20 protein-coding genes are annotated in these 26,013 nt (G+C 70.8%); 15 read left to right on the forward strand and 5 right to left on the reverse strand.

Translation table 11 applies throughout. From position 1 onward, the window contains the following. Nucleotides 1-3: 3 nt before the first annotated feature. From CA12_RS01575 to tssH, 5 genes are all read right to left on the reverse strand, one after another. On the reverse strand, nucleotides 4-297 hold the full coding sequence (locus CA12_RS01575; protein WP_145356929.1) for a PAAR domain-containing protein: 294 nt from the start codon (nucleotides 295-297) through the stop codon (nucleotides 4-6). 77 nt (nucleotides 298-374) lie between these two features. Further along, a complete protein-coding gene (locus CA12_RS01580) occupies nucleotides 375-1,652 on the reverse strand; it encodes an FHA domain-containing protein (RefSeq protein ID WP_145356931.1) in 1,278 nt (425 codons plus the stop codon). Between the two features lie 82 nt (nucleotides 1,653-1,734). Continuing rightward, a complete protein-coding gene (locus CA12_RS01585) occupies nucleotides 1,735-3,924 on the reverse strand; it encodes a type VI secretion system Vgr family protein (protein WP_145356932.1) in 2,190 nt (729 codons plus the stop codon). A gap of 59 nt (nucleotides 3,925-3,983) precedes the next feature. Further along, nucleotides 3,984-5,357: a hypothetical protein gene (locus CA12_RS01590; protein ID WP_145356934.1), complete on the reverse strand. Its 1,374-nt coding sequence runs from the start codon at nucleotides 5,355-5,357 to the stop codon at nucleotides 3,984-3,986. Nucleotides 5,358-5,482: 125 nt separating this feature from the next. Further along, complete coding sequence (gene tssH, locus CA12_RS01595; protein ID WP_145356936.1) at nucleotides 5,483-8,194, reverse strand: type VI secretion system ATPase TssH; 2,712 nt, start codon at nucleotides 8,192-8,194, stop codon at nucleotides 5,483-5,485. Nucleotides 8,195-8,531: 337 nt separating this feature from the next. On the opposite strand from tssH, the gene CA12_RS01600 reads away from it, so the two are divergent. The 15 genes from CA12_RS01600 (at nucleotide 8,532) to CA12_RS01670 (ending at nucleotide 25,758) form a co-directional block, all read left to right on the forward strand. Beyond that, the gene (locus CA12_RS01600) at nucleotides 8,532-8,975 is read left to right on the forward strand and encodes a hypothetical protein (RefSeq protein ID WP_145356938.1); all 444 of its coding nucleotides are present in this window, start codon (nucleotides 8,532-8,534) and stop codon (nucleotides 8,973-8,975) included. Further along, a complete protein-coding gene (locus tag CA12_RS01605; RefSeq protein WP_145356940.1) occupies nucleotides 8,972-9,781 on the forward strand; it encodes a sigma-70 family RNA polymerase sigma factor in 810 nt (269 codons plus the stop codon). The genes CA12_RS01600 and CA12_RS01605 overlap by 4 nt, the downstream gene beginning before the upstream one ends. A gap of 78 nt (nucleotides 9,782-9,859) precedes the next feature. After that, nucleotides 9,860-10,912, forward strand: coding sequence for a type VI secretion system protein TssA (locus CA12_RS01610; protein WP_145356942.1), 1,053 nt, complete (start codon nucleotides 9,860-9,862; stop codon nucleotides 10,910-10,912). A 262-nt stretch (nucleotides 10,913-11,174) separates the two neighbouring features. After that, the gene (tssB, locus tag CA12_RS01615; protein ID WP_145356944.1) at nucleotides 11,175-11,711 is read left to right on the forward strand and encodes a type VI secretion system contractile sheath small subunit; all 537 of its coding nucleotides are present in this window, start codon (nucleotides 11,175-11,177) and stop codon (nucleotides 11,709-11,711) included. Between the two features lie 94 nt (nucleotides 11,712-11,805). Further along, the gene (tssC, locus tag CA12_RS01620; RefSeq protein ID WP_145356946.1) at nucleotides 11,806-13,302 is read left to right on the forward strand and encodes a type VI secretion system contractile sheath large subunit; all 1,497 of its coding nucleotides are present in this window, start codon (nucleotides 11,806-11,808) and stop codon (nucleotides 13,300-13,302) included. Nucleotides 13,303-13,535: 233 nt separating this feature from the next. Further along, on the forward strand, nucleotides 13,536-14,018 hold the full coding sequence (locus tag CA12_RS01625; RefSeq protein WP_145356948.1) for an Hcp family type VI secretion system effector: 483 nt from the start codon (nucleotides 13,536-13,538) through the stop codon (nucleotides 14,016-14,018). 171 nt (nucleotides 14,019-14,189) lie between these two features. Then, nucleotides 14,190-15,041, forward strand: a complete 852-nt coding sequence (locus CA12_RS01630; protein ID WP_165700494.1) for a type VI secretion system accessory protein TagJ — start codon at nucleotides 14,190-14,192, stop codon at nucleotides 15,039-15,041. Nucleotides 15,042-15,211: 170 nt separating this feature from the next. Beyond that, nucleotides 15,212-16,051 (forward strand): hypothetical protein, encoded by an 840-nt coding sequence (locus CA12_RS01635; RefSeq protein WP_145356952.1) that lies wholly within the window; start codon nucleotides 15,212-15,214, stop codon nucleotides 16,049-16,051. A 181-nt stretch (nucleotides 16,052-16,232) separates the two neighbouring features. After that, a complete protein-coding gene (tssE, locus tag CA12_RS01640) occupies nucleotides 16,233-16,787 on the forward strand; it encodes a type VI secretion system baseplate subunit TssE (RefSeq protein ID WP_145356954.1) in 555 nt (184 codons plus the stop codon). A 130-nt stretch (nucleotides 16,788-16,917) separates the two neighbouring features. Beyond that, nucleotides 16,918-18,873 carry a type VI secretion system baseplate subunit TssF gene (gene tssF, locus CA12_RS01645; RefSeq protein WP_165700495.1) on the forward strand — a complete coding sequence of 652 codons (1,956 nt, stop codon included), beginning with the start codon at nucleotides 16,918-16,920 and terminating at the stop codon, nucleotides 18,871-18,873. Next, nucleotides 18,873-20,195 carry a type VI secretion system baseplate subunit TssG gene (tssG, locus tag CA12_RS01650; protein WP_145356958.1) on the forward strand — a complete coding sequence of 441 codons (1,323 nt, stop codon included), beginning with the start codon at nucleotides 18,873-18,875 and terminating at the stop codon, nucleotides 20,193-20,195. The genes tssF and tssG overlap by 1 nt, the downstream gene beginning before the upstream one ends. 160 nt (nucleotides 20,196-20,355) lie before the next feature. After that, nucleotides 20,356-21,792 (forward strand): type VI secretion system baseplate subunit TssK, encoded by a 1,437-nt coding sequence (gene tssK / locus CA12_RS01655; RefSeq protein WP_145356960.1) that lies wholly within the window; start codon nucleotides 20,356-20,358, stop codon nucleotides 21,790-21,792. Between the two features lie 88 nt (nucleotides 21,793-21,880). Further along, nucleotides 21,881-22,534 (forward strand): DotU family type IV/VI secretion system protein, encoded by a 654-nt coding sequence (locus CA12_RS01660; RefSeq protein ID WP_145356963.1) that lies wholly within the window; start codon nucleotides 21,881-21,883, stop codon nucleotides 22,532-22,534. Nucleotides 22,535-22,791: 257 nt separating this feature from the next. Then, entirely contained in the window at nucleotides 22,792-24,837 is a 2,046-nt protein-coding gene (locus CA12_RS01665) for a purple acid phosphatase family protein (RefSeq protein WP_165700496.1), read from the forward strand. Next, nucleotides 24,838-25,758 (forward strand): tetratricopeptide repeat protein, encoded by a 921-nt coding sequence (locus CA12_RS01670; RefSeq protein ID WP_145356967.1) that lies wholly within the window; start codon nucleotides 24,838-24,840, stop codon nucleotides 25,756-25,758. It begins immediately after the preceding gene. Nucleotides 25,759-26,013: the final 255 nt, after the last annotated feature.

Genomic DNA, 26,013 nt, shown 5'->3' on the forward strand with positions numbered 1-26,013 from the left:
CGGTCAGCCGCTGATGAGCACGGTGGGACAGCCCGAAACGATCGCCCCCCCGTGGGCGGTGGTGTCTCCGAGGCGGGCCGCGGGGAGGTTCATGATCAGCACCTTCGCGGACCCTTTCGCGATCATGTCCGGCGGGCCGACGCAGACGCAAATGTCTGTGGCCCGGGCCGCCGGCATATTTCCCACCAGCACCGTCGGCACCCCGGGGGCCGTCACCGGTCCGCCCACATGCGGCACGATCCCGGTGACCATGGGACACGTGTGCATGTCGGTCAGGCGAGCGGCGGGCATCGTCATGAGGATTCAGCGGGAAGGGACAACTGAGCGGCGGGGACGGAGCGGTTGAGAACGAGGGCGAACGCCGGGGTTCCCGATCAGGACGGCGGCTTCGGCGGAGCGGGCGGCCGGGGCGGCGTCGGCGCCCCGGCGGGTTGAGCGGCGGCGCCGGGGCGGCGGGGCGGTTTGGGCGGATTGGCACCCCCGCCGGCCGCCGCGGGCGATTTGGCAGGAGGCGCCTTGGGCGGGGACGACGCGGCGGAGCCGGACGACCGGGGCGCCGGGGACGAGTCGCCCGCGAGCACGCCGCCGCGGCGTTCGAGAAAGGCCCGGCGGCGGTCGGCGGCGGCAGCGGGGTCCGCGACGGCGGCGAGCGTCACCGCCGCGTTGACCGCGACCGCCGACAAATTGGGCGGCGCCAGGACCACGGCGGTGTGGGGCGGCCCCAGGCTGCCGTGCGAGAAGAACGCCGCCGTCGCGCACCACGCGGCGGCCGTCTGGTGCTTCAACGCCTCGGCGGCGGCTTCGCAGGCGCGGCGGTTCTCTTCGGTCGGGTCGTCCGCCCAGGCGAGGGCGGCGGCGAGCGCGGCTTCGTCCCGCGGACCGGCGTCGCCGGTGGGGTTCGCCACGCTCTTCACGCAGTCCGCCGCCCAGCGCACGGCCGTTCGCGGCGGGAGGGCGGCGGCGAGGAACTTCAGCCCCTCCTCCGGGTCCAGTTCCGCCAACTGCTCCAGCACCGCGGCCGGGCCGTCGCCGGGTCGGGCGAACCCCGCTTCCAACCCCGCCCGGGCGGAGATCTCCGAGACCGACTCGTCCCGGTAGCCGTCCGGGCCGGTCGGCACGTCGACGTCGTCGTTCGCCCCGTCCGGCGACGGCTGCGTCGAGGCGGCCGCGTCCGAATCGGACTCGGCCCCGGACGCACTGCCGGGCTGCCGGCCGGGCGAGGGGGCGGACGTCGGCGGCCCGCCGGGCGCCGCGGGGGCGGACCGCGGTGCCGGCCGGGCCGCGGGCGCGGCGGCGGCGGCGTGCAGGGCGAACCGGCTCTGTCCGGCCCGCACGGCGTCCTCCGGCCGGATCGAGCGCGGCACGCCCGGCGACAGCCGTTCCTCGTTCAAAAACGTGCCGTAACTGCTGCCGAGGTCCTCGATCCGCAGTTCGCCCTCTTCGTACAGCAGTTGGAAATGGCGCCGCGACAGCGAGTCGTCCCGCACCACCAACCCGTTCCCGGTCATGCGACCGACCGTCAGAGGGCGCTCGGCGGGCACGGCGACCTCCGCCCCCGCCGACGGACCGTCGACCACAATCAGCAGAAACGCCTCCGCGCCGTCGGCGGTCGGCGGGGCGGAAAAGAACGGACGGGGCTGCAGAGTCGGCATGCGGGTCAGGATAGCCAGACGAACTTCAACGGGGCGCGGCTTGCCAAGGCAACCGCATCGCCCCGGAACGGGCCGGGGGCGGTCAACCGATCTTGGTGAGGGCGCCGCCCAGCGTGAGGATGCCGGAGCCGGTCACGGTGGTCAGCGGGGAGGAGACGTCCGCCTTCGCCTGTCCGGTGATCGCGATTTTGATCCCCTGCAACGTGATGCCGGAGGGATCAAGTTTAATGGAGCTGGAGCCGACGGAGAGTTCGATCGACTGCATCGCCTTCACCGTGCGTTTGCCGGCTTTGATATCCAGCGTGTCGCTGCCGAGTTTGAGCTCCACGGTGCGGTCGCCCATCTTCAGGGTCAGTTTGTCGTTGCCCTGCTTCAGGGTGACGGTGCGATCCTTCTCGATGTCCACCGTCTGCCCGCCGTCGCTGGCCGCCGGGTCGCCGATGGCGATTTTCTGACCGTTGTAGACGGTCAGTTCGTCCATCCCGCCGCCGGAGGGCAACTCCGTTTTGCCGCCGCCGACCGTCGCGGTGCGGTTGTGCCAGATCTCCTCGGTCTGGTGGCCCTCCGGCGGCCCGGAGCCGGCGGACTCCTTGGCGTCGTAACCGACCTTGCGGGTCTCGTTGTTCTCGACGACGGCGTTGAGGTCCTTTTCGGCGTGGACGTAGATCTCCTCGGAGCCGCGTTTGTCCTCGAAGCGCAGCTCGTTGAACTCCGCCGGTTTGCCTTCGGGCGTCGACCGCGTCTTGAACCCGCTGCGGGTCTGGGCGCCGGGCATCTCGTAGGGCGGCATATTCTTGGAGTTATAGACGCTGCCCACGACGATCGGGGCGTCCGGGTCGCCCTCCATGAACGCGACGAGCACCTCCTGCCCGATCCGCGGCCAGAAGTGCCCGCCCCACTTTTCGCCCGCCATCGACTGGGCGACGCGCACCCAGCAGGCGCTTTTCTCGTCCTTTTTGCCCTCGCGGTCCCACGGGAACTGCACGCGGATCCGGCCGTATTTGTCGGTGTGAATCTCCTCGCCCTGCGGCCCGGTGACGAGGGCGTTCTGCAGGCCCTGAACGACCGGCTTGGGAGTCGCGCGGGCCGGGCGGAACGGCGTGGCCTTCTCGTGGGTGACGGCGCTGAAGGTGTTCGAATAGGGGTTCCCGCCGCCGCCGGCGCTCCGATAACCGGGGTCCTGGACGGCGGAGTGGCTGACGGCCAGCAGCAGCCGCGGTCCGCCGATTTTCTTGCCATCCTGGGTGAGCGGCTGGAACGTCCGACCCGGCCGCATGGTGCGGGCGGAGGAGGAGCCGCCGCTGCGTTCGCGGGTGGCGGATTCTTCGCCGGCCCGCAGCTTGGTCAGGAACTCGCCCTCTTTTTCCACGTCGCCGAGACGCTGATCCGGCTCGTTGAACCGCTGGGCGAACTCGCCGGGGTAGTCGAACAGTTCCAGTTCCCCGTTGCCGCCCCCCGCGGCGCCGTCGGCGCTGGCCTGCAGGTCGCGATCGGCCATCTGGAAGTGATAGTCCCGCTGGACGGCCCGGCCGGGACGGATCTCGCTGCTGCCGGACAGGCTGTAGAGCACGTCCGCGTCGTACTCCTGCTCCCCGGCCTCGGTCGCGAGGGCGAACTCGTGCTGGTGCTCGCAGTCCGTGTTTTTGGACGGGTCGTCCGTGACGACCAGCGTGTGACCGCCCGCGGAGTGTTCGAAGAAGTAGTGCAACCCCTCCTGCTCCAACAGGCGGGAGACGAAGTTGAAGTGCGTCTCCCGGTACTGGACGCAGTAGTCCATCCTCGTATAGGCCCCCTTCAGCTCGAACTTATAATCGACGGAGCTGATCCCCCGCTTCCCCTTGAATTCATCGAAGACCGCGGAGACGACTTCCTTGACGTCCTTGTTTTGATATACGCGGCAATCGGACGCCTGGGTGAGGGTCCACAGCCAGGGGGCCAGTTCCAGTTCGAAGGCCTGCGTGTCCTTGTCTTTGGCGCCGACGGAGAGCCGGGTGACGATGCCGTTGAAGAAGGTGAACTCGTCGGTGTATTCAAAGTTCCCGCCGACCGCGGTTTTCCGCCCGGCGATTTTGGCGGTCACCGACTTCCCCAGCAGCGCCGCGGCGGTGACCTGATCGGCCTTGGCGACGGCGGCGAGGGCGTCGACGGACACGCCGAACAGCCCGCTGACGCGCTCGCTCGCGGACACCGCGGTCGGCAGCAAACAGTCCTTCCCCAGCGGCGTGTCCAGCCGGAGCAGGCGACCGTCGGTGGTGGGATCGAAGGCTGACATGGGGGCGGCCAGAAGGCGGAACAGGAACGGAGTCGGCGGCCGGGCGGATTCGGCAATCGCTAGGGGCGACGGCGGCCGGGAACGGGCGGGTTCGTGAGGCCGGCGTCGCGGAGCCGCCGCAACCGGGTCGTCACGTCCTGCCGGTGCAGTATGCGGAGTCGCTTCTCCGCGTCCGGAATCATGTATTGAATCCCGCCGCCGGCGGCGGGATGGCTCTCGTGCGTAGACCAAGCGTCGCGGGTCGCCGAAGTGCGGCTCTGAAGGGCCGGGGTCGGCTCATGGACGTGATAGGTCAGCTGCTGCCGTTCCACGATCAGGTCTGTCGGATCCGTGTCCGGATAACGGCGGCGCAACGCGTCTTTGAAGGCGCGGGCGTCGCCGGCGGTGCGGCCCGCCTTGCCGGCCGCCCGTTCCAGTTCGAATAGCCGGTCGATGTCCACCAGCACGTTTCCGTCGGCGATGCCCAGATTCTGCCGGGGCGTTCCCGGATCCGTATAGAACTTTCCGAACTCCCGGGTCGGCCCGACCGTCCCGGTGGCGGAGTCCCAGAAAGAATCGATCACCTGCAGCGACCGACGGTCGACCCAGACCTGCCGGTAGCCGATCAACCGCGTTCCGGTCGGCAAGGCGTTCCGGCCGACCAGCGGAACGACGTCCTCAGACAGGTCGATTCCGCGAATGTAGCCGGCGAGGTCGTCGTCGACCGCGTCGCGAAAACTGTCTGAGGATTGCGATCGGCGGCGACTCAGCGGGAAGTACTCCTCCATGAACGCGATCGCGGTTCGCAGGCCCGCCTCCTGCTTCGGAGCCAAGCGGCTCAAGCCGAGTCGTTGAGCCACTCGCCGGAAACGGGGAACCTGGCCTGCCGCCGCCGACGCTCTCCCGGCCCGCGCCGAGCGGCCCGCCCCGCGGGTGACGAGGGCTATGAGCGCCCCCACCCCGACTATCACGACGACCTGGGCGAGCTTGTCCGCCGCGGCGTCGAGGTCGGCCCGCGTTTCCGCGGTTCGGACGCCGTCGACGAACCCCCACAGCAGCCGGGCGGCATGCCACGCCTCCCAGCCAAGGGCGACGAGCCCGGCGAGAAACAGGGCCACGTCCGCAATCCAACCCACCGGAGTCGCGTGCGCGCCGGCCCAGACCACGAGCACGCCCACGACGATCGCAATGTTCGTCGGGGACAGTACCTCCTCGAACTCCTCCCGCAACGCTCCCGACAACTTCGCCGGCGCCATGCGTAGCGCCGCCTCGAACCGTTCGCTCAGGTCCATATTCGCGACGGCGTCTCGCGCGCGACCGCCGCCTGCCGCGACGACGACCCGCCCCCGCAACGAACTTGAACACACGGCGGCCCCCCCGGCGGCGCCGTCCAAGCCGGAGCTGGCGACTGGGTGCCCCATCGAGCCGCGGCCGACGAAAGTGGGCGAGGACATGCGATGGGGCGAAGGGGACGGTCAATCGGAGGCGGTCCGAACGCCCCCGTTATCCGACGCCGGGGCGGGTCGGTTGCGCGGGAAACCGCTCCCGACCCGGACCCGCCGTCCGACGCCCCGGTCGGTCAGGCGATCTCGTAGACGAACGCCCCGCCGTCGCCGACGTCCACCTTCACGCGCTCGATCTCCTCCTCCGCGGCCATGCGGCCGAGGATCTCCTTGGAGACGGCCGGCAGCACGCTGCCGGTCAGTATGTGGTCGACGTTGCGGGCGCCGGTCTCCACGCTGCGGCAGCGGTCGAGGATCGCCTCGACGACGGCGTCCGTCACCTCCAGCGTCGCCCCGTGGTTCAGGGCCAGACGGTCCCGGATCTTGCCGATGTTCAACCCGATGATGCTCCGCAGCACCTCGTCGGAGAGGCTGAAGTAGGGCACCACCGTCATCCGGCCCAGGAACGCCGGGGCGAAGGATTCCAGCAGGCCGGGCTGGATCGCCTCGGCCAGGGCGTCCGGCTCCGGGCGGGTGTCCGGGTCCGCGGTGAGGGCCTGGATGCGGTCGCTGGCGGCGTTACTGGTGCAGAGGATCACGGTGTTCTTGAAGTCGATCACCCGGCCCTCGCCGTCCTCCAGCGTGCCCTTGTCGAACACCTGATAGAACAGCTCGTGGACGTCCGTGTGGGCCTTCTCCAACTCGTCCAGCAGGACGACGGAATAGGGCCGGCGACGGACGGCCTCGGTCAGCACGCCGCCCTCGCCGTAGCCGACGTAGCCCGGGGGGGAGCCCTTCAGGCCGCTGACGGTGTGGGACTCCTGATACTCGCTCATGTTGATGGTGACGACGTTCCGCTCCCCGCCGTACAGGATTTCGGCGAGGGTCAGGGCGGTCTCCGTCTTGCCGACGCCGCTGGGGCCGACCAGCAGGAACACGCCGATCGGCCGGCGGGGGTCGGTCAGTCCGGCCCGGGCGGTCTGAATCCGCTTGGCGATTTGGTTGAGGGCGTGGTCCTGACCGACGACCCGCTCCCGCATGTGGGATTCCAGCTCGGCGACCTTTTTAATTTCGTCGGTCAGCATCCGGCCGACCGGGATGCCGGTCCAGCTGGAGACCACCGCGGCGACCGCGGCGCTGTCCACGCAGGGCTGCATCAGCGGTTCCTCGCCCTGGGCGCTTTTCAGCTCCTCGTTTAGGGTTTCCAGATCGTCGACCAGCTTCTCGCGGTCGGCCTTCGACAGCGGTTCGGACGCCTCGGCGCCCTCCTCCGCCCCGTCGCCGGCGGCGGCGGTTTGAGGGCGGAGGGCGTCCGCCCCGAGGGTCCGGCGGATCTCGCGGATCTGATCGACGAGGCCCTGCTCCAGTTCCCACTTCGCCTCCAAGCGGGCGCGGTTCGCTTCGCCCTCGGCCTTGTCGGCTTCGAGTTCGACGAGGCGATCGGCGTGGTCGCCGCCGCTGGCGGCCTCCCGGGTCAGCAGGCGGATCTTGGTGTCCAACATCTGCACCCGGCGGCGGGCGTCCTCCACGGCGGCGGGCGTCGCCCCGTTGCCCAACGCCACCTTGGCGGCGGCGGTGTCCAGCAGGCTGACCGATTTATCCGGGAGCTGCCGGCCGGGAATATAGCGGTGGGACAGCCGCACGCTATCCTCGACGGCTTCCTGCAGAATCTCCAGCCCGTGGTGGGCCTGCAGGGTGGCGGCGAGGCCCTCCATCATCTGAATCGCCCGCTCCTCGTCCGGCTCCTCGACCTTGACCACCTGGAACCGCCGGGCCATGGCGGCGTCCTTTTCGAAGTACTTTTTGTACTCCGCCCAGGTGGTCGCGGCGACGGTCCGCAATTCGCCGCGGGCCAGGGCCGGCTTGAGGAGGTTCGCGGCGTCGCCCTGCCCGGCCTGCCCGCCGGCGCCGATCAGGGTGTGGGCCTCGTCCACGAACAGGATCACCGGGATCGGGCTGCTCTTCACCTCGTCGATGACGCCGCGGAGGCGGTTTTCGAACTCGCCCTTCATCCCGGCGCCGGCCTGCAACAGGCCGAGGTCGAGGGTGCGGAGAACCACGTTCTTGAGCGGCTCCGGCACGTCGCCGACGGCGATCCGCAGGGCGAAGCCCTCCACGACCGCGGTTTTGCCGACGCCCGCCTCGCCGGTGAGGATCGGGTTGTTCTGCCGACGCCGCATCAACACGTCGATAATCTGCCGGATCTCCGCGTCGCGGCCGAGGACCGGGTCGATCTCGCCGGCCCGGGCGCGGGCGGTGAGGTCCACGGTGTATTTATCGAGGGATTCGGTGCCCGCGGAGCCCTTCCGGCCGCCGGCCTTCGATCCGGACCCGCCGCCCTCGCCGAAGCTCGCCACCGCGGCGGGAGCGACGTCCTCGGCGGAGCCGTCGCAGATCTCTTCCAACTGGCTCTTCAGGCCCTCCGCGGAGACCGACGACAGCTGCGGGGCGGCGTCGAGGAGCAGCCGGGACAGTTCCCGGTCGGTCAGGGCGGCCAGCAGGATGTGGCCGCTGCGCACCGCCGGGGCGCCGTACTGCACGCTGGCCAGCACCCACGCCTCCCGGGCGAGATCGACGACCCGCGGGGAGAGGGTCGGCGCCCGGCCGTTGCCGGTCTTCAGTCGGTCCAGGCTGTTGGAGAGGCTGACCTCCACCCGGGAGGGCTCCACGCCGTAGTGCCGCAGGATGCGGGGCAGGTCGCCGTCGGACAGGTCGAGCAGGCGGAACAGCCAGTGCTCCGGCTCGACGTGGTAGTTCGTCCGCGAGAGGCACAGCCCCGCGGCGGACTCCAACGCGCCGCGACAGGGGGCGTTGAGCTTCGCGATGAGCGACTTGAGATCGACGTCCACGGGCGGGCGATATTGGGGCGGAGGTGAGGGGGACGAGAGCCGCACGCCGAGGCGCGAGCCCGAGCCGAGACGAACGAAGTCAGCCGAAAGTTCATAAACCCAGCGACGGCGGAAGCGCGGTCGCCAGTTGACGACGGCCGGACGCGTTGAACGCCGCTTTGCCAGAGCCGCGGACCGCGGGCCCGGGAAGATCTCCCAGGCCACGACCGGGATCAGACGGTCGACAAACTGACAAGTCAGCCACCGCGCCGCCAGCAACCGGACACGTTAGGCTCGTCCCGCTCCACGGCTGAGGCCCCGCCGTCTCGCCCCGGTCTCCCCACAATTCTCTCTCCCCGTGTCGCCCTCGACGGTCCCCGCCAATCCGCCCCCGGACGAACGTCCCCTGGAGTTTCTGCCGCAGCAGGCTCCGCCGCGGGGGGACTCGCCGGCCGCCGACCCGTCCGCCTCGCGTCCGGCTCCGCCGGCCTCGGAGGCGTCTTTAAAGGCGAGTTCGGAGGCGAATGCGGACGACGGCCTGGCGGACGCGGTGCGGGAGGCGCTTCAGCAGGCGGCGTCCCGCTCCGGCCGCACGTCGCGGGCCGACGCCGCCCGGGCTGTCGCGGATACGGTGATCGGCGGCCCGCCGGCCGAAGCGGCTCCCGCCCCGATCCTGCCCCCGGGCCTGCAACGCCGGGCGCGGGACTGGATCGCGGAGCGCCTGCTCCACGATCCCGCCGCTCGGGAGCGCCTGGACGCCCTCCGCGGCCGCGGCCAATCCACGGGGGGGCGCCCAACATGACCGCCGCGACCCTCGTCCGGCCGGCGTCTCCGCCCGCCGGCCCGTTATCGTCCCCCGGCTCCCTGTCGTCGCCCGGGCCGCTGTCGTCGCCCGGGCCGCTGTCGCCCCTGCAACAGGCGCAGATCGAGAGCCACCAGGGCCTCGTGCGTTCGATCGCATTAAAAGTGGCCGTAAAACTGCCGGTCGCCGTCGAACTCGACGACCTGATCGGCTACGGCCAGATCGGGTTGATGCAGGCGGCCCGCGGATTCAATCCGGCCGCCGGCGTCCAGTTCGCCACCTACGCCTACTACCGGATTCGCGGCTCGATTTACGACGGGATCGGCAAGATGGCTTGGTTCAGCGGGGCGCGGACGGCGGACCTCCGCGCCGACCGGGCCGCCAACGAACTGCTGCGGCAACGGGCGGAGCGGCGTCCCGACGCCGAGGACGCCGACGCCGGGGAGCCCGCCGGCGCCCCCGCTCCGGAAAGCGACGCCGCCTGGCTGGGAACGACCGGCCGCAGCCTGACGGCGGTCTTCCTGCTGTCGCAGTCCGCGGCGCGGGGCGGGCGGCGGTCCGACCCGGTCGATCCCGGCGTCGGTCCCGCGGACGCCGCGGACGCCGCGGAGTTCTTCGCCCGCCTGCGGACGCTCGTGGACGAGCTGCCCCGGGACGCGGCCTCGCTGATCCACGACGTCTACTTCGAGGGACGGTCCCTGAAGGACGCCGGCGCCCGCATCGGCATCAGCCGCGGCTGGGCCAGCCGGCTGCACGCCCAAGCCCTCGCCCGTCTCGGCCGGGAGATCCGCCGGACCTTGGCCTAGCAAATCCCCCCGCCGCCTCGCACCGAGTTGCCCCCTGGCCCCCGTGGAGTAGGTTCCCGCGTCCCCCCGTTGAGAATTATGATGTCCGCCGGTCTGCCCTTCCGCGTTGACGATCTCGTCGCCCCCTGCCCGGGAGACGACCCGTGCGGGGAGGAACTGGGCTACGGCTCCGAGAAGTTCGAAATCCGCGACCTCGCCAAGGAACTGCGGAGCGAAGAGCCGGGGGCCCTCGGGTGGAAGGAGGTCCGCGATCGGGCGACGACGGCGCTCGCGGAAACCTCCAAGGATCTCGACCTGCTGACCTCCTTCTCCGAGGCGGCCCTGGAGCTGCACGGGGTCGCGGGGCTGGGGGCGGCCCTGGAGGTCGCCGGCAAACTGTGCGAACAGTACTGGGACGACCTGTACCCGCGGGTGGGCGAGGAGGACGCCGCCGACGATCTGGAGGCGCGGTCCACCCGGTTGGCCTCGCTGATGGACGCGTCCGGCCCGGACCTCCCCCGCCGCCTGCGGGCCCGGGAACTCGACACGCCGCCGGACACCCCCAACGCCGACCTGCGCAAAGCCTTTTACCAGACCGCCGCCGCGGAGATTGACGCCTGCCTCGCCGCGCTGAACGCGCTGGAGCAGGCGGTGGATCAGGGGTTCGAGGCCTCCTTCGAGAAGTACGACAGCGTCCTGCCGAAATCGATGCGGGCGGAGGACTTCAAGCCGTCCGGCGAGTCGCTGCGCGACGCCCTGCGGGATCGGCGGGACGCGGTGCGGGACGCCTTCGAACTGGCCTTCCCCGGCGCGGACCTCGACGCCGCGGTCGCGTCGTCGGACGGCGAGGACGCCGGAGCGGACGACGCCCCGGCCGCCGCGGCGGCCGCGCCCGGCGGCGGGCCGGCGGGCGCCCCGGCCGGACCGCCCCGCACCCGGGCGGAGGCCGTGAACCGCCTGCGGCAGGCGGTGGACTACTTCCGCACCGCCGAGCCGCACAGCCCGGTCTCCCTGTTGGTGGAGCGGGCGATCCGCTGGGCGGAGTTGCCGCTGACGGACGTTCTCGCTGAACTGGTCAAAGATTCCGATGTGTTGAGTAAGATCCGCGAGACGCTCGGCGTGCCCGAACCGAAATCGGAGGACGACTATTGAGCAAGCAGGCGACGGCAGACGAGTGCAGACGTGCGAAGGACGTTGCGGCGATTGGGTTGCAGTGACTTGGTTCCAGTGACTTGAGGCCCCGGACGGCCGATCTTTGCTCCCCTTAGATTTTCGGGGCAACGATCGCCGGCTCCGGTCGGATAACCGGACGGGCGCCGCCGCAGCGCCGGTTCCGTCCGCAGACGACGCGACGCGACCGAGGGCCCGGAACGGCCCGCGAAGACTCCCCCCTCCTCTCCCCCCAGGTGAATCGATGGCCGGCAAAGCCAGCTTGCAGAAGAAGCTCGACCGCGTGCGTCCCCCGCGCGTGCAGATCAAATACGAGGTCGAAACCGGCGGGGCGATGGAAGAGAAGGAACTGCCCTTCGTGATGGGCGTGATGGGCGACTTCACCGGCCAGCCGGACCCGGACAACCCGCTGGCCCCCCTGAAGCAGCGGAAGTTCACGCAGATCGACCGGGACAACTTCGACGACGTGCTCAAGGGGATGGCCCCGCGGGCCGCGATGAAGGTGGACGACAAGCTCAGCGGCGACCCGGACAGCCAGTTGAACGTCGAGCTGAAGTTCCGCTCCATGGCCGACTTCTCCCCGGAGAACGTCGCCCGGCAGGTCGAACCGATGGCCAAGCTGCTGGAGACCCGCGAGAAGTTGAAGAGCCTGCTGGGCAAGCTGGAGGGGAACGACAAGCTCGACGGCCTGCTCCAACAGGTGTTGGACAACTCGGAATCCCGCGCCGCGCTGGCGAAGGATCTCGGCGTGAACGCCGACGGCAAATCCGACGACGCCTGAGCCCGCCTGAGGCCCGGCGGCCCCGTGCCGCCGCCCCCCGTTCGTTCCCGGCGCCCCGCCGTTCCCCCGCTCGTTCCCAGCAAGTCCGCCCCCCATGTCTACTGACGCCGCCGCCGCTCCGCAGCAGAGCGCCGCCGCCCAAACCGGCGAGTCCAGCCTGCTGGACCAGATTATCGACACCGGCATCCGCCCGCTCGACGATTACGAGCGCACCCAGGCCAAGCCGCTGGTCGAAGAGTTCGTCAAAACGTTGATGACCCCGGGGGTTCAAGCCTCGAAGTACGCGGACAAAACGCTCCAGGCGGCGATCGCGGAGATCGACGCCAAATTGTCCGCCCAGCTCAACCAGATTCTCCACCACGAGGCGTTTCAGAAGCTGGAAAGCAGCTGGCGGGGCCTGCACTACCTCGTGCAGAACGCGGAAACGGGCACCAGCCTGAAGATTCGCGTCCTCAACGCCAGCAAGAAGGACCTGCTGAAGGACCTCGAACGCGCCAGCGAGTTCGACCAGAGCGCCCTGTTCAAGGCGATCTATACCGAGGAGTACGACCAGTTCGGCGGCAGCCCCTACGGCACGCTGATCGGGGACTATGAATTCGGCCGCGGGGCCCAGGACATGGCTCTGCTGGAGCGGCTCGCGGAGATCGCCGCCGCCGCCCACGCCCCGTTCGTCGGCGCCGCCAACGCCGGGATGTTCGGGCTGGAGTCCTTCAGCGACATCGGCGCCCCCCGGGATCTGGCGAAGATCTTCGAGACGCCCGAGTACACCAAGTGGCGGAGCTTCCGCGAGAGCGAAGACAGCCGTTACGTCGGCCTCACCCTGCCGCACACGCTGATGCGGGTGCCCTACGGCAACGGGGAGAGCGAAACCCAGGTCGACGCCTTCGACTTCCAAGAAGATATCGACGGCCGGGACCACTCCAAGTATCTGTGGGGGAACGCCGCGTGGGCGTTCGCCGGCAACCTGGCCCGCTCCTTCGCGGACTGCGGCTGGCTGGCGACGATCCGCGGCGTCGAGGGCGGCGGGAAGGTGGAGGGCCTGCCGGTTCACACCTTCAAAACCGACGAGGGCGACGTGGCCGCCAAGTGCCCCACGGAGGTCGCCATCTCCGACCGCCGCGAAAAGGAACTGGCCGACCTCGGCTTCATGCCGCTGCTGCACTGCAAGGACACGGACTACGCCGCGTTCTTCAGCGCCCAGAGCTGCCAGAAGGCGATTAAATACGACCGCGACGCCGCCAACGCCAACGCCGCGCTCTCCACCGCGCTGCAATACATCTACGTGACCAGCCGGTTCGCCCACTACCTGAAGTGCATGGCCCGGGACAAGATCGGCTCGTTCATGGAACGGGACGAGTGCGAGGCTTGGCTGAACCGCTGGATTAATAACTACACGCTCGCGGACCCGAGCATGGTCGGCCCCAAGGGCAAGGCGGAACGTCCGCTGAAGGAAGCCCAGGTGAAGGTGGAAGAGATCCCCGGCAAGCCGGGCCATTACTCCGCCCGGGCGTATATGCGTCCGCACTTCCAGTTGGAAGCGCTGAGCGCGAACCTCAGCCTCGTCGCCGACCTGCCCGGCGGCGGCAAGTAGATCGCGGCCCCGTCGCCCGCGGGCTCGTCCTTCCGACGAGTTCGCGGGCTTTTTTTTTGAATCGGGGGGACCGCGCGCAACATCCCCGCCGCCCGACTCGATAACAGCGCGTCCCCGGCGACCGGGGCGCTTCCCCCCCGGGCCGCACGCCGCGGCCCCCGACCCGAACGCGACCCGAACCGTCGCGATCTCCGGGCCGACCTCATCCATTTCATTCTGCGAAGGCAAGACCGATGGCCGTGGACATGTTTCTCAAAATCGACGACGTCAAGGGCGAGGCCCAGGACAAGGTCCATAAGGACGAGATGGACGTCCTCGCGTGGAGCTGGGGCATGAGCCAGTCCGGCACCACCCACGTCGGCGCCGGCAGCGGCGCCGGCAAGGCCAGCTTCCAGGACCTGTCGATCACCAAGTTCGTCGACAAGGCCTCGACCAAACTCGCGATGGCCTGCGCCAACGGGAAGCACTACAAGGAGGCCAATCTGGTCGTCCGCAAGGCCGGCGAAACCCCGCTTGAGTATATCAAGCTGAAGATGGAGGACGTGATCGTCACCTCCATCTCCCTTGGCGGGTCCGGCGGCGAAGATCGGCTGACGGAGAACGTGTCCCTGAACTTCGGCGCGTTCTCCTACGAGTACGTCCCGCAGAAGAAGGAAGGCGGCGGCGACACCCCCGTGCCGTTCGGCTGGGACATCGCCGCCAACGAGAAGAAGTAGGCCCCGGCGTGGACCGCTTCGGTTTGAGCCGCCCCGGCCTGAACCGGCCCGGTTCGAGTCCTCGCGTGGGCTTGAGGCGCGTCGTACGGCCGTCCCCCGGGGCGGCCGTACATGTTCCCTCCGGCGCTCGTTTCCGTTTCTTCCCCCTCCCCTTCCCGCCGGGACCGCTCCGTGACCGCCGACGAACTGTTTCGTGAAGGCCGGCTGGACGACGCCGTCGCCGCCCAACTCGCCAAGGTCAAAGCCGCCCCGGCCGACGACGGCGCCCGCACGTTCCTGTTTGAGTTGAGCGCGTTCGCCGGCGATCTGGACCGGGCCGGCCGGCAGCTCGACACGCTCCAGGCGCTGCGCAGCGATCTGGAACTGGCGATCCGGTCCTACCGCGACTGCCTCGCCGCCGAACGCGAGCGGCGGGCCTGCTTCACGAACGGCGTCGCCCCGGCCCTGCGGGACGCCGACCGCGAGGAACTCCGGCCCCGGCTGGACGCCCTGGCGGCGCTGTGCGGGGACGATCCGTCCCCCGCCGCCGAGCTGCTCGTTCCGCCCCCGCCGCGACCGGCGCTGCTCACGCTGACGGCCCGCGGCGGGGATCGCCCCGCCGCCGGCGAGCCGGTCGAAGTGGCGGATTTCCGCGACGCGGACGACCTGCTCGCCCCGGTGTTGGAGTTCTTCGAAGGCCCGCACTACCGCTGGGTCCCGCTGTCGACGTTGGCGCGGGTCGTCTTCGAACCGGTGACGAGCCCGCGGAGCGTGCTGTTCCGCGGGGTCACGCTGGAGTTCGCCGACGGCACCGAACGCCGCGGCTTCCTGCCCGGCCTGTATCCGAACAGCCACGAGGCGGAGGACGACGCCGTGCGCCTGGGCCGGACCACGGAGTGGGTCGGCTTCCCCCCCGCCGACGACGGCACGCCCGGCCCGGCGTTCGGACTGGGCGGCCGGCTGTTCCGCTGCGGCGACGACGGGGACGCCGACGAGCGCCCCTCGGCGGAACTCGCCGAGATCGCGTTCCCCGGCTCGACGTAGTTTCCGGTCTCGGCCCGGCGCCGCTGTCGATCGCGCCGACGCCGGCGCGGTCCGTGAAGAACTCTCGGCTTTCGCGCAGGGGCGCGACCGGCCTCGGTCCGTCGCGCCTCCGTGCTCCCTCCCCGCGGGCGCCGCGCCCGCGTTCCCTCCATCCTCAAAGATAGACCGCAATGGGGCTCTTCACTTCGGACAAGGTCAAGTGGCGCCGTTCGATCCGGGACGACCGGACCGCCGGGCCAAAGTTCGAGCGACTCGCCCGCAGCGTCGGCCGGCCCACTGCGAAAAAGTTTCTGGAACTGGTCTACGATAAGGCCAAGTCCAACAAGATGGACGTCAACTCGTCGATCATCAAAGACTTCGCCGGCGACTTCTGCGACTGGGAACGTGAGGCGGTGGAGGCCAGATGGCAGTATATCACCTCCCTCATCCCGCGGGTCCAAAGCGACGAGTTGACCCGACTGCTCAACGACAACGTCCGCGACCCGAACGACTATCAAACGGGCGGGGCCGGGGGCGCGACGGTCCGGGAACGGGCGATCGATAAGGCGACGCACTGGCTGTGCGGCGATTACGCCCCCGCCCGGCCGGCCGCCAAGGCGCTGCTGGAGCAGTATATCCCCGCCCACGGCGACGGCCCCGCCGGGCCGTCGCTCGGGCGGAACATGGATCACCTCAAGCGGATCCACCAGCGGCTCGCCCCCAACGTGGCCCCCGAGCGGATGGTGTATTTCGCTCAGAGGACCGCCTACCCCTCGACCGTCGGCGGGCGTTATCTGGTGGAGCGAATGTTTCAGACGGTGAGCAACCCGGTCGGCCGGCCGGCCGTCGGCAACGACCGGTGGAAGGGCATCGCGATGTTTTATATGGCCGCAATCGTGACCGCCCAGGCCTTCACCGACGCCAATAAACGGGCCGGCCACGCCGCCTACGCGATCATTCTGATCAAGGGGTTGGGGGACTTCCACGCCCCGACGGTCCGGGTCGAAAACGCCCTCTTCCAGATGGGCTGATGGAGCAGGGACTGGCGTCCGGCGGCGGGACCTCCGAACGGCCGGCGTGCCGTCGGCCGGCGGAAGGCCCGGTTCGGGCGCCGGCTCGGTTTGCGCGGGGTCCGGGCTCGAACGACGGGCGCTCATCGGCGATCCTGTCGCCCCTGCCCTCCGCCCCCGCGGTTTCAATACGCCCCCGTCCATGGCCCGCCGCTCCGACGCCTCCGGTCCGCAACGGCTGCGCCACTCCCTGTTGGAGCGGCTGCTGGACGACGATCCGGACGAAGCCCAGGACCGCCCCTCCGCCCGGCGGCCGCGGCCGGAGCACCTGATCGTCAGCGTGCTGCGCGACGTGGAAGCCTTATTAAACACCGTCCGCAGTTGGCCGCCGCCGGACGAGGACGACTCGCCGAGGGAGGACGGCCCGCTGGCGGAGTCCTTGCTCTCCTACGGGGTACCGGACTTCACCGCGGTCTCCGCCGACGACCCCGGGTCCGCCCGGCTGCAGGCGGAGGCGGTGCGGCTCACGTTGGAGCGGTTCGAGCCGCGGCTCGAGGAGGTGCAGGTCGTCCCCGTCGCCGCCGACGGCCGCGACGGGGGCGATGCGATCCGTCACGTCACGCTGCGGATCACCGCGGTGCTGCGGATGGACCCGCTGCGGGAGCGCCTGCAACTGACCACCGAAATCGACTCCCGCGACGGTCACTGCGTCGTCTCCGCCCCGGAATTGGGTCTGAAGGCCGGTTTGAGCGTGTAGCCCGGTCCCGGGTCGGCGGCCCGCCGCGGCTTCCCTTCCCCCCGGCGGTGGGGGCGGGGATAACGGGCGGTCGCGGCGGACGGCGCCGCGACCGATCCCCCGACGCCCGTTTCCCCCCACGACCTTCGGCGTGCGCGACGATCTGGAACGACTGTACGAGAGCGAACTGGCCGCCACGCGGGGCCTCGCCTCCGAGTTCGGCCGGGCGCGTCCGAAGATCGCCGACCGGCTGGTCCTCGACGGCGGCAAGAGCGAGGACCCGCACGTCGAGCGGCTGATTCAGGCCTTCGCCTTCCTCACCGCCCGCGTGCGGTTGAAGTTGGAGGACGAGTTCCCGGAACTGACCGACGCGTTGCTGTCGGTGCTGTACCCGCACTATCTCGCCCCCGTGCCGGCGATGGGGGTGGTGCAGTTTCGCCCCGACCCGTCGGTCGGCCCGCAGGAGGGCCCGCTGCATCTGCCGCGGGGCACGATGATCCGCACCGCGGAACTGGACGACCCCCGCGTGCGGTGCCGGTTCCGCACCGCCGCGGCGCTGGACGTGTGGCCGTTGGAGGTCTCCGCGGCGGCGTACGCGACGGCCCCGTTCCCGGATTCGTTCGGCCTGACCGGCAAACTGGCGGACGCCCCGGCGGCGGTGCGGTTCACGCTCCGCAGCGTCACCGGGCGGCCGATCTCCGAACTGCGGGGGGCGAACGGCAAACCGCTGGACGTCCTGCGCCTGCACCTGGCGGACCCGGACGGCGCCCGCACGGGGTTCGCCCTGTTCGACCTGTTCGCGAGTCGGGCCGAGACGGTCGCGTATTCGTCCGGGACCGGCGCCCCCGGAACCCGGCCGATCGCCCGGTCGGCGGTCGAGGCCCTCGTTCCGGCCGGATTCGACGACGACGAAGCCCTGCTGCCCAGCCCCGGGCCGAGCTTTCCCGGCTACCGGCTGCTGACGGAGTACTTCGCCTTCCCGGAGCGGTTCCTGTTCTTCGATCTGCGGGGGCTGGCCGCGGCGGCGGCGACCGCCGGGCCGGAACTGACGGTTACCGTGCTGCTGAGCCGCTCGCTCGACCCCGCGGGGTCGGACGGGGCCGGGCGGGACGGCCTCGCCGGGCGGGTGGGCGCCGGCAACCTGCAACTGGGCTGCGTGCCGGTCGTCAACCTGTTCTCCCACCACGCGGAGCCGCGGCTGATTTCCCACCGCACCGCCGAATACCCTGTCGTCCCGGACTACCGGCGGCCGCGGGGATTCGAGGTGTATTCGGTGGACGCCGTCACCGCGACCGATCCGACGACCGGCGCCGTCAAGGAGTTCGCCCCCTACTACGGCTCCGGGCACGGCGGCGGGGGGGCGCTGGCCTCCGGCGGACTCGGCGGGCCGGACGGGGAGGAGGTCGGCGGCGGCACGTTCTTCCACGCCCGGCGGCGGCCGAGCCTGCGGGCCCGGGACGCCGGTTCCGACGTCTCCCTGACCTTGGTCGACCTGGCGTTCAACCCGCGGCACGCCCCGCCGGAGGTGGTCGCCTGCCGGCTGACCTGCACGAACCGCGATCTGCCCCACCCCCTGACCGCCCCGCCGGACTGGGGGTTGCAGTTGGAGGAGCCCCGGCCGATCCGGCCCCCGGTCCTGCTGGGTCGCTTCAGCGCCCCCCGCCGCGTGCCCGCCGACCACGGGCGCTGGCGGCTGATCTCGCATCTGGCCCTGAACCACCTGAGCCTGACCGGCGGCGCCGACGGGGCCGCGGCCCTGCGGGAGATTCTGGCGCTGTACGGCGAAGCCCTGACCGGCGATCCCGAGGGCGCCCGGGCCGCCGCGGCCCAGATCGCGGGCATCGTCGCCGTCAACTCCCGCCGCTCCACCAAGCGCGTGCCGGACGGCCGGCACGCGGTGTTCGCCCGGGGCGTGGAGATCACGCTGGACCTGGACCGCGCCCGGTTCACCGGCGGCAGCGGCACGCTGTTCGCCAACGTGCTGGACCGGTTCGTCAGCCGCTACGCCTCGCTGAACTCCTTCACCCAGTTGCGCGCCCGCTGGAGCGGCGACCCGCGGCCCTTCCGCGTCTGGCCGGTGCGCGCCGGCGGTCGGGACCTCGTCTGATGAGCGCCCCGCCCGCCCCGCCGCCGCCGCCCGCTCCGTCCCGTTCGGCGCCGCCGTCTGCGGCGTCGAAGCCGTACTCCGGCGATCCGGACCGCGACCCGGATCTCGGTCGCCGGCTCCTGCGGGACGGCTCGCGGTTCGAGTTCTTCCAGGCCGTCCGGCTGCTCACGAAGCTGCGTCCCGGCCGCGGTCCCGACCCGACCGTGCTGGACGAGACCCGGCGCGGCGAACGCGGCCGCGCGGGCGAGCCCGATCTGGAACCGGTTTGCCGCTTCCGGACGCGAGCGCGGCTGGACTTCCCCGCCAGTTCCATCGACCTGATCGAACCGCCGACGCCCCCCAGGCGGTCCGCGACCGGCGAGCGGTCGGCGGGGGCGGGCGACGCGGCGGCCGATCCGCTGGCGACGGCGCCGCGGGTCTGGCTGAATCACTTCGGGTTGGTCGGCGCCTCCGGCGTGCTGCCGCGGCACTACACGGAGCTGATCCAACAACGGCGGCGGGACCCGCGGGACTCGACGCTGCACGAGTTCCTGGACCTGTTCACCCACCGTCTGGCGGGGCTGTTCTACCGGGCCTGGGTGAAGTACCGGCCGTGGGCCGCCCACGAGCGGGCCGCCGCCGGCGAGGCGACCGTCGCCGCCGATCCCGCCCGGCGCCGGGCCTACCTCACCGATCCCGTCGCCGGCCGGCCCGCCGACGATCCCGCCGGGGACGCCCTGCTGGCGATCGCCGGGCTGGCCGGACCCGCGTCCCGCCTGCGGGAGTCGGTGCGGCACGCGCCGGCCCCGCGGCTGGCGCTGTCGGACGACCGGCTGCGGTACTACGCCGGCCTGCTGGCGGGGCCGAACCGCTCGGCGGCCGGGCTGGAAGTGTTGCTGAGGCACTGTCTGACGGCGCCCGTCACGGTGCAGACGTTCGTGGGCCAGTGGCTGCACCTCGATCCCGAGGACCGCTGCCAGCTGTCCTCCGCGGCGCCGCCCCGGCTGGGCCGCGACGCGGTCGTCGGCGCCCGGGTGCGGGACGCGCAGGGGCGGTTCCGCGTGGTGATCGGGCCGCTGTCGCTGAAGGACTTCTGTTCCCTGCTGCCGGACGGTGCCGCCCACCGGGTCGCGGCCGATCTCGTGCGGCTGTACGCCGGGCCCGAGTTCGACTTCGACTTCGAACTGCGCCTGCGGTCCGAGGAGACCCCCGCCCTGCACCTCGGCGGCCCGCACGCCCGGTTGGGCTACACCACCTGGTCCGCCGCCGGTGAGGGGGACGCCGGCGGGATGGGGAGGGCCGACGGGTTCCGCTCCGTCGTCGTGCCGATCGCCGAGAGCTGAGGGGCCCGCACCCTCCCGCAGGGCCTCCCCGCCCCCGCGGCCTCCCCCCGCGACCGGTCGCCCGGTTCGAGCGACGTTGAACGAAACGGGCGGATCGAGAGACTGTGCGCGCCGGGGCGACCGCCCCGGCGACCGCCGCCCGCCCCCACCCCACGCCCGCATGCCCTCTTTCGTCCACTGGCACGAGGGGATGTTCCTTGGCCCGCAGCATTTGCAGGCCGGGGAGAACGCCGTGGCGACCCGCGTCGCCCGCGGCGAGACATGGCACGCGCCGTATCCCTACGGCCTGGCGGACGTGGAACTGGACCTCGACGGGCTGCGCGACGGCGTGTTGCGCGTGCCGCGGGTGCGGGCGCGATTCCGGAACGGCACGCACCTGCTGGCGCCGGGCAACGCCTCCCTCGACCCCCTGCCGGTGCCGCCCTCCGCGTTCGCGGCCGGCGGGCCGTTGACGATCCACCTCGCGGTCCCGCTGGCGGAGGCCGGGCGGTCCAACGTCGCCGCCAACCCCGCGGACAACGCCCGCTATCTGCTGGACCGCCGCGAGGTGGACGACGAGAACGAGCCCGGGCACCCGCAGGACGTCGCCTTCCGCCGGCTCAACGCCAAGCTGATCGCCGGGGAGGAAACGGGCGGGGGCGTGCCCGGCGCCGGCGGTTACGAAACGCTGCCGCTCTGCCGGCTGCGACTGGGCGACGGGGCCGGCGCCGCGGTGGAACTGGACGACGCCTACATCCCGCCGCTGCTCCGCTGCGACGCCTGGTCCGGACTGCGGTCCGGGCTGCTGGCGGCGGCCCGGGACCGGCTCAGCGCGGCGGCGGACAAGGCCTCCCGGCAGATGCTCGACCGCGGGGCGAGCTTCGGCGGGGCGAATGCCGACGATCTGGAGCGCCTGTTTCGCCTGCAGGCCGTCAACAACGCCCTGCCGCCGGTGGCGCAGGTCGCCGCCGCCCGCGGGCTGCACCCGTGGTTCGCCTATCAGGAGCTCTGCCGGGCGGTGGGGGCGGTGTCGATCTTCACCGACGCCCGCCGCGCCCCGTCGGACCTGCCGCTCTACGACCACGACGACCTGGGCGGGTGCTTCCGGTCCGTGCTGGCCTCGCTGCGGCCGGACCCGGGCGGGGCGGACTACTTCACCGCCCCCTTCTATTACGACGTCGACGAGAACCGCCTCTGGTCGGAGTTGCAGCAGGAATGGCTCGGCGGCGGGTGGCGGTTCTGGATCGGCGTGGCGAGCGAACTGCCGGACGCGGAGGTCACGCGGCTGCTGTCCGGCGAGTTGCAGTGGAAGGTCGCCCGGATGGACAAGGTGAACGAGGTCTACGACCGGGCCCTCGACTCCCTGCGGCTCACCCCGGAACCGCTGCCGCGCGACCTGCCCCCCAAGAACGGCGACCGCCGCTGGACCTATTGGTCCGTGAACCGCGAGGGGTCCCGGTGGCGGGAGGTGGAGGAATGGCCCTACCTGGGCATTCGGGTGAACGATCTGGCCACGACCCGCCGCGACGACGCCGAAGGCCGCCTCTGGCTGCGGGCGAAGGACGGCCGCACCGGGTCGTTGCAGTTCACGCTCTTCGCCGCCCCCGCCGATTCGTGACGAGCACCAGTCTCCGGTCGGTTCCCCAGTCCGCCTCCCGCACGGCCAACCGCCGGGCTCGCCCGTCGCCTCCCCCACGCCAGCGCCCATGACGCCCGAAGTCGCCGACCGTGTGGAACCGGTCATTCACGCCGTGCTCGACCTGCGGGCGGCGGGTCATCACGGCCGCCGGCCGGATCTGGAACGGGAACGGGACCGCTTGCACGACCTGCTGGACGGCGTCCGCACGCTGTCCGGCCCCGCCGCCCGCGACGCCGACCTGATCCGCCGGTGCCTGACCTACTGGGCGGACGAATCCCTGCAGGCGAAGTACGGCGACGCCTGGGGCCGCGACCTGTTGGAGTGGCGCTCCTACGGCACGCGGGACCGCGGCTATCGGTTCTACCACGACTTCGAACAGGACGGCCGGCACGCCGGGGCGGACGCGGCGGAGGTCTGGTACCTGGCCTCCTCGCTCGGCTTCCAGGGCGACATCCTCCTCGCCTTCGAAAAGCTCGGCCGCCAACCGCCGGGGGTGCGTCCCGACGAACGGCCGGACGCCGCCCGCGCCCGGGAAGCGTGGGTGCGGGCGCTGGCCCGCCGGGTGACGCGGGACGACCCCGCGGCGCTGGAGGAGGGCCCGCCGCCGGACGGCGACGTCCGCCCGCTGCAGGGCGGCACGCTGCTCCGCGGCGCCGCCGCCCTGACGGCGATCGCCGCCCTCCTCGCCGCCGGCCTCGGCTGGGCCGCTTTGAGTTATTAACGCTCCCGCGGCGCGTCCGCGGTCAGGCGGGACCCCGCCGGACGGCGGGTGAAGCGCGATTAAATATGGACGTCACGTCCGGGGGACCGCCGGGGGACCGCTGCGACTCAGCCAGCGGTCGTTCCCTTCGTCGCCCGCCCTGGCGCCTGCGTCACGCGACGGCGGCCCTGCAGTCCGAGACACGTTGTTCGCCGGCGGGGCGGGTCTTACGATCGGCTCGACGTTCCGTTCTGCGTCTGCATTTTCTGGGGACTTCGATGCTGCAATCCGTTCGCTGGCGTCGGCTGTCCTGGCAGGTTGCGCTCGTGTGCGCCCTGGCGGCCTGCGGATCGCCCGCCAGATCCGCCGACGGGGTTTTAAGCCGGGGCCCCTATCTGCAAATGGGCACGCCCGATTCGATGGCGATCCTGTGGCGCACGGAGGGGCCGATTCGACCGACGGTCCGCTACGGCCGGAGCCCCGACCAGTTGGATCACGTCGTCGAGGACGACGGGATTACGGTCCGCGTCTCTCCGGATCAGTCGAACGGCGACGACTTGCCCCGCTTGCACAGCGCTCCGGAACAGACCTACCAATACGAAGCGCAGCTGACCGGATTGGAGGCGGGCACCGAGTATTACTATCAGGTGTTCGACGGTGAGCGGGCGCTGGCCGGCGGCGACGCGGATCACCGCTTCGCCACGCATCCGCAACCGGGACAGGCTCGACCGCTGCGGTTCTGGGTGGTCGGCGATTCGGGCACCGGCGGCAAGGATCAGAAGCTGGTTCACGACGCCATGCGTCAGTTCACCGGGGATCAAGACCGTCCGCTGGATCTGTACGTGCACGTCGGCGATATGGCGTACGGCTCGGGAACGGACGATCAATTCCAGGAGCGGTTCTTCGAGATCTACCAGCCGACCCTGCGGAACGTCGTCTGCTGGCCGGCCATGGGAAATCACGAGGGGCACACGTCCAAGGGGGAGACGGGCGTCGGCCCCTATTACGACGCCTATCGCGTGCCGACGCGCGGCGAGGCGGGGGGCGCGGCGTCCGGCACGGAGGCCTACTACGCGTTCGACTACGGCCGCGTGCATTTCGTCTGCCTGGACTCTCACGACCTGGACCGGAGTCCCGCGGGGGCGATGGCCCAGTGGTTGAGAGCGGATCTGGAAAAAACGAACGCCGACTGGTTGATCGCCTTCTGGCATCACCCCCCGTACACCAAGGGCTCCCACGACAGCGATCGCGAGCGGCAACTGGTGGAGATGCGGACGCACGTCATGCCGATCCTGGAATCGGCGGGCGTCGATTTAGTGCTGACGGGGCATTCGCATATCTACGAGCGGTCGATGTTGATCGACGGCGCCTACGCCACCCCCACGACGGCCGAGGGCGTGGTGTTGGACGACGGCGACGGCGATCCCTCTGGCGACGGTTCCTATCGCAAGAGCGCCGGTCTGCGGCCCAACGAGGGCGCCGTCCAGGTGGTCGCCGGACACGGGGGCGCGGGACTGTCCCGGAAGGGAACGATGCCGGTGATGAAGCGGATCCTCCTGGAGCACGGGTCGGTCGTCGTCGACGTCGACGGGGACGCTTTGACCGCCGTGATGATCAATAAACACGGGGAGACGCGGGATCTGTTCCAGATCGTCAAGCGGGGCGAGGTCAGTCCGCAGCGGATCGCCGATCCGTGGCGCCCCGAACCGCCGTCGCCGGAGGAGATGCGACCGCCGGGGAAGCTGCCCCGAGTCCTCGTGCCGAAGAACGCGGTGCAACTCGTCAAGCCGCACGAACACTGGGAATACCTGGCGGGCGAGCATCCGCCGGAGGACTGGAACGAGTTCGATTTCCACACCGAGGGCTGGAGTTCCGGCCGCGCCGGCTTCGGCTACGGAGACGACGATGACATGACTCAGCTCAAGGGGATGCGCGGCAAATACTCCGTCGTCTATACACGGACGGAGTTCGGCGAGCCCCCGGCCGCGGCGGGCGAACTGGGCCTGGTGATCAACTACGACGACGGCTTTATCGCCTATCTGAACGGCCAGGAAGTGCAGCGGGTCGGCGTGAAGAAAGGAAGCGGCACGGACGCGGGCAAAATCGACAGCCACGAGGCCGACGGCTACCACTACATCCCCCTGCCGGGAGCCCGAAAACATCTGCGGCCCGACGAGAATCTCCTCGCCATCGAAGGCCACAACAGAAAAATCGACAGCAGCGATTTCACGCTGGACGCCTACTTCATCTTCGTTCCGCAGGACGAAAAGGAGGTCGTGGAGGAAAAGGCCGAGAAGGAAGCTCGGACGGAGCAGGAAGAATAAATGCCTCGCGCGCCCCTGACGCTTTGCTGCCTGTGGCTCTCCTTACCGCTGGGCGTTTGTCTGGCGCATGACAGCCCGGAGCATGTGATCGAAGACCTGACGCGGTTGATGGAGCGCGACGGTCGCTCCGCTCCCCACCTGTACCGGCGGGCGTGCGAGTACCGCCTCCTGGGACGCCTGGAGCAGGCCGCGGAGGATTTGCACGCCTCGATCGCGCTGGACGCCGCGTACTTCCCCGCGCACCTGGAACTGGGGCGGGTACAATTGCGGGAGAACCGTCTCGCACCGGCCTTGGAGACCGCGCGCCGTGCGGAAAGGCTGGTCGATTCGCCCGCCGAGGAAGGGCGGGTCCAGATGCTGCAAAGCGAGATTCTGTTGGCCTCGGGCCAGACGGAAGCGGCCCTGCGAGCCTGCGACGCCGCCTGTCGGGCGGCGCCGGGGGAAGTCGATTGGCGCCTGCAGCACAGTCGCTTGCTGGGACAACTGGAGCGGCACGACGAACGTCTGGCCATGCTGGAGTCGGCCATCGAGGCGAACCCCAGCGTCGTCCTGACGATTGAACGCGTCGAGGCCCAGTTAGACGCGGGATTGGGAACGCAGGCGCTCGAGGAGATCGAGCGCGAGCTGGCCAATTCGCGCTGGCGGAGTTCCTGGCTGATCCGCCGCGCCCGCGTTCATCGCCAATTGGATGAGCCCGCCGCCGCCCGCCGCGATCTGCGAACCGCCGTCGCCGAGATCGACCGCCGGCTGCATCCCGAACGGCCCGACGCGATGTTGTTGCTCGACCGCGCCCACGCCCACGTGCTCCTGGGCCGGATGGACGCGGCCGCAGCGGATTTGGAGCACGCCCGAACCGCCGGCGCCGATCCCTGGCGGCTGCGTCGCCTGCAAGCCGAGATGACGGCCGCGCAGCCGCAATAACGCGTCCGGGAGGGCAGGCTTGCGACGCGGCGATGCGGCGATGCGGCGACCGGGCGGTCGCCCATTCCCGGCGACCGGGGCCGATCGCCGGCACGGGGGCGCCGACCGCTGGATTGATGTTGGAGATCGATCCTCATCGCCGCTCCCGCGCAGGGGAGGCGCCTGCGGGCTGGGCTCGCGTTCAGCCATTCCCGCGGGCCCATGCGTCGTCGAGACCGGCGATCGATATTCCGTGCTCTCCCTCCCGCAGAGCGC

This window comes from Alienimonas californiensis, assembly GCF_007743815.1.
Lineage (GTDB): Bacteria > Planctomycetota > Planctomycetia > Planctomycetales > Planctomycetaceae > Alienimonas > Alienimonas californiensis.

Bases quoted from the DNA above. Each gene is read 5' to 3' on its own strand.
- CA12_RS01575 (WP_145356929.1), bottom strand. From the start codon at position 297: ATGACGATGCCCGCCGCTCGCCTGACCGACATGCACACGTGTCCCATG.
- CA12_RS01580 (WP_145356931.1), bottom strand. From the start codon at position 1,652: ATGCCGACTCTGCAGCCCCGTCCGTTCTTTTCCGCCCCGCCGACCGCC.
- CA12_RS01585 (WP_145356932.1), bottom strand. From the start codon at position 3,924: ATGTCAGCCTTCGATCCCACCACCGACGGTCGCCTGCTCCGGCTGGAC.
- CA12_RS01590 (WP_145356934.1), bottom strand. From the start codon at position 5,357: ATGTCCTCGCCCACTTTCGTCGGCCGCGGCTCGATGGGGCACCCAGTC.
- CA12_RS01605 (WP_145356940.1), top strand. From the start codon at position 8,972: ATGACCGCCGCGACCCTCGTCCGGCCGGCGTCTCCGCCCGCCGGCCCG.
- CA12_RS01610 (WP_145356942.1), top strand. From the start codon at position 9,860: ATGATGTCCGCCGGTCTGCCCTTCCGCGTTGACGATCTCGTCGCCCCC.
- tssB (WP_145356944.1), top strand. From the start codon at position 11,175: ATGGCCGGCAAAGCCAGCTTGCAGAAGAAGCTCGACCGCGTGCGTCCC.
- tssC (WP_145356946.1), top strand. From the start codon at position 11,806: ATGTCTACTGACGCCGCCGCCGCTCCGCAGCAGAGCGCCGCCGCCCAA.
- CA12_RS01625 (WP_145356948.1), top strand. From the start codon at position 13,536: ATGGCCGTGGACATGTTTCTCAAAATCGACGACGTCAAGGGCGAGGCC.
- CA12_RS01635 (WP_145356952.1), top strand. From the start codon at position 15,212: ATGGGGCTCTTCACTTCGGACAAGGTCAAGTGGCGCCGTTCGATCCGG.
- tssE (WP_145356954.1), top strand. From the start codon at position 16,233: ATGGCCCGCCGCTCCGACGCCTCCGGTCCGCAACGGCTGCGCCACTCC.
- tssG (WP_145356958.1), top strand. From the start codon at position 18,873: ATGAGCGCCCCGCCCGCCCCGCCGCCGCCGCCCGCTCCGTCCCGTTCG.
- tssK (WP_145356960.1), top strand. From the start codon at position 20,356: ATGCCCTCTTTCGTCCACTGGCACGAGGGGATGTTCCTTGGCCCGCAG.
- CA12_RS01660 (WP_145356963.1), top strand. From the start codon at position 21,881: ATGACGCCCGAAGTCGCCGACCGTGTGGAACCGGTCATTCACGCCGTG.
- CA12_RS01665 (WP_165700496.1), top strand. From the start codon at position 22,792: ATGCTGCAATCCGTTCGCTGGCGTCGGCTGTCCTGGCAGGTTGCGCTC.
- CA12_RS01670 (WP_145356967.1), top strand. From the start codon at position 24,838: ATGCCTCGCGCGCCCCTGACGCTTTGCTGCCTGTGGCTCTCCTTACCG.